This window comes from uncultured Paraglaciecola sp. (genome assembly GCF_937123705.1).
Lineage (GTDB): Bacteria > Pseudomonadota > Gammaproteobacteria > Enterobacterales > Alteromonadaceae > Paraglaciecola.
Genome location: NZ_CAKZKO010000226.1, coordinates 1 through 7,067 on the forward strand (window position 1 = coordinate 1; position 7,067 = coordinate 7,067).

Genomic DNA, 7,067 nt, shown 5'->3' on the forward strand with positions numbered 1-7,067 from the left:
GTTCCTCGTCGCTATAGTTTGCGATAGCATCAGACATTGATCGTGCAGCCGGATGCCCTGCCCCACGCCAGCCGTATTTAAAGCCTTTCAGCTGGCGCAAGATATATTGTTTGCCAAGTCCTCCAAGCGGAGGGCCCCTGAGTTCATTTACAATGACACCCCCATCTTTAGTCTGGCCAACATGACACCCCATACACTCGTTTTGATACACAATGGATTCGCTGCCTGCCATGACGCGGAGCGTCGGCAATACCAGGATCACCACGACCAGCGATTTTATGAATAGGCTGCCGCTTACAAATTTCACGCGGCGATTACCTCGGCTTGTATGGGTGACAACTCCCTGAATATATTCCCATAGAGATAGTAAAAGGCCTTCGATGAATGAATAATTTGAGCCTGCTCACTGGCATCTTCGATCCTGCTCATTAGCCCTTCATAGAACTTGATATGATCTTGATCCAGTGCACCATGGGATCGTAAATAGCTGAACGCATTTGCGGGAAGATTTAATACGCCTTGAATCTTATCTGCAGCCAAATCGGCAATTTTGATACTCGTACCCTCTAGCACATTAACCATGCCAAAAAAACCGAGCGGGTTTACCCGGTTTATCGTGTCGTAGGCATAAGACACCATGAGTTCAGTCGACAGGTTTGGCTGACTTCTTCTGGCTTTTTCCTTATCAAAACCACAAGCCTCAATATCGTTCAGTATCCATTCCTGATGACCAAGCTCTTCTTCGATATACTCAGCTACGGCTTCCCTCAACCATTCCTTACTCTCAGGTAACCGAGCACCGGTCGCCATTAATAACGGTGTCGTATGTTTTACGTGATGGTAGGCCTGTTGTAAAAATGCCACGTAATCATTCAAACTGATCTCACCTGCCAAGCAATTCTCAATAATCTGTGCCGACATCAAATAGTTACGCTCTGTCGATGTTTCCTGTTGCAGTCGTTGAAAAAAACTCATCGTTTATCCTCTAGCCAAATTGAAAAGAAGCGTTATCGTTGTTTTGATATAACCGGTTCAGACGCTCATCAAACTGTGATTTAATTTGCTCTCTTTGAGGGCGGCCATTGGCGGTTATATAAGGTTGAAATTCCTTATCCGTAATACGCAGCCAACCACCGATTCTGGCGTAATCCGGTAACTTTTGATTACAGATTTCTACCCAACTAGCAATGACATCATCATTCACCGACAGTGGTGCACTGACGACAGCAACAAGAAAAGGCTTGGCATCACCTAATACAACACATTGCTTAAACAGTGGCTTTGCCATCAGGACGGACTCAACCCATTCCGGACTTATATTCCTTCCAAAACTTGTGATCAATATATTTTTCTTGCGGCCATCAATCGATAGAAACCCATTCTGTAATTGTCCGACATCACCGGTATGAATTTTCTCAGAGTTCCAAGTGGCAGAGTCCTCGATATAGCCGAGGTGTACTGAACCTGTTACAACAACTTCGTTATTTTCAATAGCCACCTGACAGTGAGGTAATATCTGACCAACCGAATCAATACAATCATTAGTTGGTGTGTTCAAAGCAACTACTGAGCCACACTCAGACAGGCCATAGCCCTGATACACTGGCAATCCCAATTGTCTTGCCTGCTGAATCAGTTGCGGTGACACCTTGCCACCACCTACAGCAATAAATTTGAGGATCTCAGGTGATTGCCAACCCTTAAGGCAAGCCTGAACCAGCAATGTCAAAAGCTGGGGAACAAGAATTAGTGAATGAGGCTTTATACGATTGATGCAACTTAGTAGCGCCTGCGCATCAATACCCGAGCTTCCTAGCATGCCTCGCTCTTGATCCGATGGGATAACGACTTCTCCACCGCATAATAGAGGTGTATAAACACCTGCGATATTTTCAAGTAATGTACTCAGCGGTAGAAGACACAGATGTTTTGGGTAGCGGATACCAATGGCATCTGCCAGCGATTGCGCTACCCGCCACTGATGTTCCGTGCTTAGACAAACGCCTTTCGGGCTTCCCGTCGAACCAGAAGTGAACGTAATTTTCTGGGTCGATATGGGTAAATCCGTACCGCTGGAAGCGGTACTCCTCCAGGCATAAATGGTATTTACCGACGCCGAATGCTCATGATAGGGCATGGAAGTAAACTGGCTATCGATGAAACCGGGTAGCTCTGGCTTATCGTTCAAGAGCGTATCAACACCAGTTCGACGAAGGCAGCCCTGAATCTGGCTAGCGGAAAAAAATGCGGGAAGTGGTATAAAAACCAATTCTAATTCCTGGCAAGCCAGATCAATAAACACCCACTCTGTTGTATTGCCTGCGTACAACGCGACAACCTCTGACTTGATTCCACGCAACCAACTGATACGCTGTTTTACCTCATCTAACAGTTCTTTATAGGTAACTTGGTAGTCACCTGATGTGAGAGCAATTGACCTTTCAGGTATCAGGCTCGCGATAAATTCCAGTCGTTTCAACACACCAGGCATCTATTCTGACCTCAAACGACGGTAGTCTCTCAGGGAGCAAGCCAGGCTGGTTATATGACTACCTTGCCTTGATACCCATCCAGACAACTCCGCGTTTTGTGCTATCACGGCCATAGCGGTCTCAAGCTTTCCCACCATAACGCGAGGGTTATTCTCGTAATAGCTACCCCAGAGCGATTTATCCCCTACTAGCCGATCAGGCTCTGCGCCCTTTAGGTAATGTGGCTTAAACCCTAGGCGACATATCAACCGTTCGACCTGCTCCGTAACGGTAAAGACCATCCACTCATACCCTGCCTCTGCCAAAACCGCAGTCATCATTGCCATAAGTAGCGGCCCATAACCTTTGCGTGCAATCGCCAAGTTACCAATTTCTACCAGTGAGCAACGATCAACGGGCTGGTTTGACAAAGCAGCGACCTGCTGCTCAATAGGTAAATCCAGATATTGTTCCAGAAACATGGGCCGATACAGCCCCGGTCTCATACCAACCGCACCCACCAATTCCGTGTTATGACGAACACCAAAGAGCAGGGGTAAATATTCATTCAGCCGGGCGTTGTGAACCTGGAGGTATTTCTCGGCAATAAAACGCTCTAAATCCATTCGCTCAGCGCATTTAGTCTCTTGCAATCCAACATCTGTGTGTAATTCAGCGTCATATGGGTTGTAATGAGAATGGCTTCTATTAACACCTGCCTGAAACATGGGAAAACTCCAATCACTTTGCTCGTGGAGTTAACCATAGGGTTATTATCTTATAACAACCTTAGGGAGGTCAGATTCTCTAGCATATGTCTGCCAAAAACCCAAAATTTTGATAAATAGCGCACAAAATCAGTGCTCTTCTCTTCCGCTGGCCACCATGTTTCTCCCCTCATTGAAAGGTTTATTCTGGAAAATGCGCCTCAGAAAAATAAGCTTTGATGACTTACAAAAGACGGGGACAGTATGAGCAATAACTCGCCTGACAACATTGAACGTGAACTGACAACGAAAGAAGCCGCCGAGCTGCTTGGATTGTCACCCAGTACTTTGAGAAAGTGGCGCTGCACTGGAGAACGCCCAGAATTACCTTGGTGTAAGCGGTTTCGCAAAGTTTTTTACCTGGAATCAGAGGTCATTATTTTCAAGGAAAAAAATACCACATCCAACTACGAAGAAACCTATGTCTAGCCATCATGTCGACAATTCTGGAAAGTCCCTGATGTATATCTGTTGGCGTTTGCCGGGCTTGGCCGGGTTCGCTAACCGCTCATTCCCCGCTGGGGAACTATCGCCCTCTCAATCCCTAACGCTCCAGCCCTGCGGTCTGTAAAATCATCGAGCAGCTTCACTCACCTACACCCATCTCTCAGTAGAACATCAACCCACATGCTCAAGCTACTTTACTAAGGGGCCTTGCCCCTCGCGCATGGCAAGTGTAAAGCTTCGCGCTTCCTCACCCGTTCAGATTCCTTCGCGTTGCTCAGTCACTTAGCTGCGGCTTCCGGCGAGCCACTGGCCATTTGCTACCCCCACGCTTCGCCAGCGGGTCAGGAGCGCAGGGGCTGCGCTCATTCCCAACCCCCGTTTATCTAATCGATTAGAATTTTTACCGCAACCAGGATCAAAACCACCCCACCAAGCAACTCGGCCTTGCTCTCCAGCCAGGTTCCACTACGGCGGCCAATATGCACACCAGCGATACTGAACAATGCGGTAGTAACACCGATAATAGCGCAGGCAACCCAGGGATTAACTTGAAGCAACGTCAGCGAAAAACCGGCAGCCATTGCGTCCACACTGGTCGCAATAGCCAGCGTCAGCATCACACGATGGGTAATGATTGAAATCTCTTCCTCAACGCCTTCAGCAAATGACTCGTAAATCATCTTTAAGCCGATGCCAATTAATAGCATAAAAGCTAACCAAGGCGCAGCGGACTCTACCCAGCCAAGCAGGCCCCTTCCACCCAGATACCCAATGATCGGCATACCACCCTGGAAAAGGCCGAAATAAATCGCAGCCAGGGTAGCTAGATTCGACGTTTTTCGCTCTTGTTTTGCGCCCAGGCCCATCGAAACGGCAAATGCATCCATACTTAATGCAAATGCCAAAATAATAAGTTCTGTCATATACCTTTCACTGTATTCGTAGCCCTTGTAGAAATGCATACCTGTACTGCACCATTAAATGGCTGGAACAGCAAAATTCATTCTGTTGTGAGGCTATTGAGACTATATTTTGATCAAATCCTATAGGACATATGTCATATGCAATGACTTTTAGGTCACTCGCCCAGTTTTGACCCATTTCCTAAGCCGCCATAGTAAAGCTATCTCACCAATAAATGGAGAAAGCTATGGCCACAATTGCTCACGACTACAACTACCCGACTTATGCCAAGATCATTCATCTGGGTCTGGCCATATTTGGCATCGCGGCCTATCTAACCGCTGAGCTAGCTGTAGATGGGAACACAAACTTAGGCTACTTGTTGCACGCATATCTAGGGCTGTCACTTGCAGCCTTTATAGTAATAAGAATCATTATCGGATCTTTTTCTTCCGGTACATTATCGTTTCGAGGTTGGTCCCCCTTCTCTCGGCAACAGTGGCAACTTGCCTTGCTTGATTTCAGGTCACTATTTAAGTTCCAGATCCCTGAGCATAATCACCATCAGGGACTAGCCGGGATAACCCAAGCGTTTGGCTTGATTGTATTCACCTGGATGGCTCTCACAGGAGCAGGGCTTTTTATTCTGGATACCAGTGCCGAGAGTGAGCTATTCGAATTCATTGAAGAACTGCATGAGATCGGCGAAACTCTCATTCCACTTTATCTTGGGTTGCACGTAGGAGCAGTGGTTCTGCATACGCTGAGTGGAAACCCTATCTGGAAAAGGATGTTTACCAGCCAATGACTATACAAGGTTACCCCTATCAATGGACAACGTGAATAAATACTTGCCAGCTGCAGTACTTGCAGCTGCAATGTTATTCTTTGCGTATGACATTATTGTTGACGTTGTTTCCGGGGGAGACAGCTACTTACATATTGTTATCGAATTTGCGGTCTTTCTAGCCATATCCTACGTGTTATTTCGTGAGCTATTGCACGTGAAAGCCTTAAATACGGAAATTCGAGCAGAGAAGTCCAAAACTGCAAGGCTGGCCGGTGAGCTATTTTCAGTCATACGCTCTCAATTCGAACAATGGGAGTTATCGCCTTCCGAAAGCGAAGTCGCTATGCTGCTCATCAAAGGTTTCTCGATGAAAGAAATCGCTGAACTGCGCAATGTTAAGGAAAAAACGGTCAGGCTGCAGGCAACCAAAATCTATTCCAAGTCCGGATACTCCGGGCGGCACGAACTGGCTGCCCACTTCATTGAAGACCTTATGAGCGAAGTTTAGCAGCCCGTAACAAAAATCCAGTATCACCAAGCCAACGTTAGCTCTTTTGTCAGCTCTAGGCAGGATTTATTGATCATATAATCGGCCACTTTCTGACTCGCCTCACGTAGTTTTGTCATGGATGGGTGAATATAGTGGGCGTCGACACCTTCTCTTGCATGGCTCAATAGCTCGTCGATAAGAATTGGGCTAATCTCCAATTCTGCCCCAATAGACTTATAGGTTCGGCGCAAATCGTGGTTAGTAACCGCCACCCCTGACACATCTTTAACGATCTTTCTGACCTCTTTCGTATCCCTGTAGTGTCCGCTACCGGTGATGCCTGGAAATAAATATTCGGTTTTCTCCGGCAAGTGCGCCAGCCGATTACGGACAATAGCTTCCGTGACAGTATTCAAAGGCAGCTCTACTTGCGTTCCGCCCTTCTTGATAATCTTGAATGTTAACCGGTTGAGATCAATACCTGCGACCCGAATGGTCACTGTACCGGTTAACCTTACACCGGAAAATAGCATAAATAGCAGCGCATCTCGCCCATTTCTGAAAGCTGAGGTGTGGTCGTGCTCCCGCAGCCTTAAAACGGCCTTGAGATACGGTTTAAAATCGCCATCATCCAGACGTTCTGTGCGCCGGTTAGAACGGTTGATATTGACACCCAACTGCTTCATCGCTCGGCTAACCGGGTTTCGGAGGTAAAGATTGGACTCATCGTATTTGGCTTGAGCCCAATTCCATACTGATCTCAATATACGCATTGCGTTGTGTAGTTGGGTTTCTCCTTTACCGACTTTCTGCAAATACACGGTCTTCACCTGTTCGGCCGATATGCTGTATAGAGGCTCATCCAGTAAGTCCACCAACAAAGCCTCACATTTGTTCTTAATATCGATCAGGTAACGCTCACCGGGACGCCTCTCCGCAACAAAGCCATCAGGTAAAAACTCCCCGTCTTGACCTGTTGGAGAGCCAAATATCATGTCCCTGAAAGTTCGCTTGGCCGCGAATAGCTGTTGCTCATTAGCTTGCTCAGCGGCTAACTTCTGAGCTAGCAGCTGGGGGTCTCGTCCCTCTTGTATCTCCAGGAATAGGCTATCTGCTTTCTGCCTCAGCTCCGAGATCGGTACTTCCGCGTTTCTCGCTTCACCGACCTTCATGATCTGCCGCTTATACAGCCTACTTTT

Annotated in this window: 9 protein-coding genes; 3 read left to right on the forward strand and 6 right to left on the reverse strand. The window is 47.1% G+C overall.

The window, feature by feature from the left end; genetic code table 11:
- From Q0688_RS27455 to Q0688_RS27470, 4 genes are all read right to left on the reverse strand, one after another.
- Positions 1-307 (reverse strand): hypothetical protein (locus Q0688_RS27455; protein WP_299085319.1); only part of this gene is annotated, 307 nt, incomplete at its 3' end.
- Positions 304-975 (reverse strand): iron-containing redox enzyme family protein, encoded by a 672-nt coding sequence (locus Q0688_RS27460; protein WP_299085322.1) that lies wholly within the window; start codon positions 973-975, stop codon positions 304-306. The genes Q0688_RS27455 and Q0688_RS27460, both read right to left, overlap by 4 nt.
- Before the next feature lie 10 nt (positions 976-985).
- A complete protein-coding gene (locus Q0688_RS27465; RefSeq protein WP_299085325.1) occupies positions 986-2,491 on the reverse strand; it encodes an AMP-binding protein in 1,506 nt (501 codons plus the stop codon).
- Entirely contained in the window at positions 2,492-3,199 is a 708-nt protein-coding gene (locus Q0688_RS27470; RefSeq protein WP_299085328.1) for a thermostable hemolysin, read from the reverse strand. It lies immediately after the preceding gene.
- Positions 3,200-3,442: 243 nt separating this feature from the next.
- On the opposite strand from Q0688_RS27470, the gene Q0688_RS27475 reads away from it, so the two are divergent.
- Positions 3,443-3,667: a helix-turn-helix domain-containing protein gene (locus Q0688_RS27475; protein ID WP_299085331.1), complete on the forward strand. Its 225-nt coding sequence runs from the start codon at positions 3,443-3,445 to the stop codon at positions 3,665-3,667.
- Positions 3,668-4,068: 401 nt separating this feature from the next.
- On the opposite strand, the gene Q0688_RS27480 is transcribed toward Q0688_RS27475, so the two are convergent.
- Positions 4,069-4,608, reverse strand: a complete 540-nt coding sequence (locus Q0688_RS27480; RefSeq protein WP_299085334.1) for a manganese efflux pump MntP family protein — start codon at positions 4,606-4,608, stop codon at positions 4,069-4,071.
- A gap of 227 nt (positions 4,609-4,835) precedes the next feature.
- On the opposite strand from Q0688_RS27480, the gene Q0688_RS27485 reads away from it, so the two are divergent.
- Both Q0688_RS27485 and Q0688_RS27490 read left to right on the forward strand, forming a co-directional pair.
- Positions 4,836-5,396, forward strand: a complete 561-nt coding sequence (locus Q0688_RS27485) for a cytochrome b/b6 domain-containing protein (protein WP_299085337.1) — start codon at positions 4,836-4,838, stop codon at positions 5,394-5,396.
- A 22-nt stretch (positions 5,397-5,418) separates the two neighbouring features.
- Positions 5,419-5,886: a LuxR C-terminal-related transcriptional regulator gene (locus Q0688_RS27490; RefSeq protein WP_299085340.1), complete on the forward strand. Its 468-nt coding sequence runs from the start codon at positions 5,419-5,421 to the stop codon at positions 5,884-5,886.
- 23 nt (positions 5,887-5,909) lie between these two features.
- On the opposite strand, the gene Q0688_RS27495 is transcribed toward Q0688_RS27490, so the two are convergent.
- Positions 5,910-7,067, reverse strand: a 1,158-nt coding sequence (locus Q0688_RS27495; protein WP_299085343.1) for a tyrosine-type recombinase/integrase, incomplete at its 5' end; no start/stop codon positions are given.

Coding starts and splice junctions, on each gene's coding strand:
- Q0688_RS27475 (WP_299085331.1), top strand. CDS start 3,443: ATGAGCAATAACTCGCCTGACAACATTGAACGTGAACTGACAACGAAA.
- Q0688_RS27465 (WP_299085325.1), bottom strand. CDS start 2,491: ATGCCTGGTGTGTTGAAACGACTGGAATTTATCGCGAGCCTGATACCT.
- Q0688_RS27460 (WP_299085322.1), bottom strand. CDS start 975: ATGAGTTTTTTTCAACGACTGCAACAGGAAACATCGACAGAGCGTAAC.
- Q0688_RS27485 (WP_299085337.1), top strand. CDS start 4,836: ATGGCCACAATTGCTCACGACTACAACTACCCGACTTATGCCAAGATC.
- Q0688_RS27480 (WP_299085334.1), bottom strand. CDS start 4,608: ATGACAGAACTTATTATTTTGGCATTTGCATTAAGTATGGATGCATTT.
- Q0688_RS27490 (WP_299085340.1), top strand. CDS start 5,419: ATGGACAACGTGAATAAATACTTGCCAGCTGCAGTACTTGCAGCTGCA.
- Q0688_RS27470 (WP_299085328.1), bottom strand. CDS start 3,199: ATGTTTCAGGCAGGTGTTAATAGAAGCCATTCTCATTACAACCCATAT.